Origin of the sequence: Gillisia sp. CAL575 (assembly GCF_000403785.1) — a bacterium.
Lineage (GTDB): Bacteria > Bacteroidota > Bacteroidia > Flavobacteriales > Flavobacteriaceae > Gillisia.
This window is the reverse complement of the sequence record NZ_APHJ01000012.1, coordinates 1-1,672: the sequence shown is the minus strand read 5'-3', so window position 1 is coordinate 1,672 and position 1,672 is coordinate 1. Positions and strand designations below refer to the sequence as shown.

2 protein-coding genes are annotated in these 1,672 nt (G+C 31.8%); both read right to left on the bottom strand.

The genetic code is table 11. The features are described from left to right. Positions 1–364 precede the first annotated feature (364 nt). Positions 365–853 (bottom strand): hypothetical protein, encoded by a 489-nt coding sequence (locus I130_RS00110; RefSeq protein ID WP_034917123.1) that lies wholly within the window; start codon positions 851–853, stop codon positions 365–367. A 172-nt stretch (positions 854–1,025) separates the two neighbouring features. Next, complete coding sequence (locus tag I130_RS00105; protein ID WP_034917120.1) at positions 1,026–1,400, bottom strand: hypothetical protein; 375 nt, start codon at positions 1,398–1,400, stop codon at positions 1,026–1,028. Positions 1,401–1,672: the final 272 nt, after the last annotated feature.

Genomic DNA, 1,672 nt, shown 5'->3' with positions numbered 1-1,672 from the left:
TTTTACTTTTTCCCGTCAGAGTAAAAGTCAGCGTACTGATCGGAAGAGTATGGTTTTTTACATTTTTCATCTTTCCGAATTCTGTTGACTAAAATCAGAATTTAGTGGTTTTTATTGTATTCCAAAATCTTCAAATATTCAGCGTAACAGTTGCGAAAGATTGGTTGTTGTTAATCAAAATTTTAACGATTTTCTTTACGTAATTTTCTTTCTGAGCAATGTTTTACAACGGTCTTGGTTAAGGCAAGTAGCGTGGAGTAGGGACGCGTTCTTGTCGGCTTAGTTGTTTTTTACTTGGTATCTAATGTATCACTTTTCACCAAAATGCCCGCAATTTGCGCTTAACCGATGTTGTACATTGGCCTTAATTCTCTAATTTTCTTAATAATTCTAATTGCTTATCAGTTATTTTTAAAGTTTCATCTTTCCAAGTTTTGATTTTTTCTTTATGTGTTTTTTGCGAACGTGGGGATAAAGTCATAGGAAGATTTTTCCATGGTTTAATCAGGCTATTTGTTAATCCGCAATCATTATGTACAAATTTGTTCTTTTCTGTTAATTCACCAAATAACAACCATTGACCATTTTCGTCTACTATTGGATTGCAAGTTCTTGGATTAACTCCTTCTAATTTCATATTTTCTTTTAAGTCACCTTTAAAAACTTCGCATACTATAAATTCATATTTAAAGTCCTTAGAATTGACTCTCGTTACTTCACCTATCAAAACTAACTCAGAATTATTAAATTCATTGGCTGTTTCTTTCTCTGTATTCCCAAGTGCTGGACAGGTACAATAGTTATCATTCACATTAGTCAGAAGAATAGATATTAATAAAACTAAATATTTCATATTAAGGCTTGTGTACAACGGTCTTGGTTAAGGCAAGTAGCGTGGAGTAGGGACGCGTTCTTGTCGGCTTTGTTGTTTGTTTCTTGGTCTCTAAAATAACACTTTTCACCTAATTGCCCGCTATTTGCGCTTAACCGATGTTGTTGCGCGTTAAAAGTTTACTACCTCATGATTAAAGTTTAGTTGAAATCCAATTTGTTCCCTTTATTATTCCGTCATATTGTGTTCTTAACCTATCAGCTATTTTTATCAAATATTTTTGCTCAATATCTTGATTTTCTTGCAATTCATATAATTGAAACTCTCGGTCAGAAAATTTCGTTGAAATTGAAGGTCTATACCATTGAGCTTCAAATCCGTAATCTGCGGGGTGATACGAATTATATAAAGTCAGTTGTCTATCTAAATCATTATTCAAATAAGTTATTTTATCATTTATGTCATTTTCTTGAATTTCAACTAAATTATAACCGAAGTCAGTTATTAAATAATTAAAATAAACTTGAACTTTTTCTATGAAGTTTTTGCTTTTTGAATTTGATGTCATTCTTACTTTTTATGCGCTACAACGGTCTTGGTTAAGGCAAGTAGCGTGGAGTAGGGTCGCAAACTTGTCGGCTTTGTTGTTTTTTACTTGATGTCTAAAATAGCACTTTTCACCAGATTGCCCGCTATTTGCGCTTAACCGATGTTGTGATTTGTTGAGTTGTTTTGTTGAAATGTATATTTTATAGCTTTAATGTACTTAAGACTATTGATCTGTTAACTGGAATTATTTTAAAACTTTTCAAATTACTATCTATCATTATCAAATTAAAC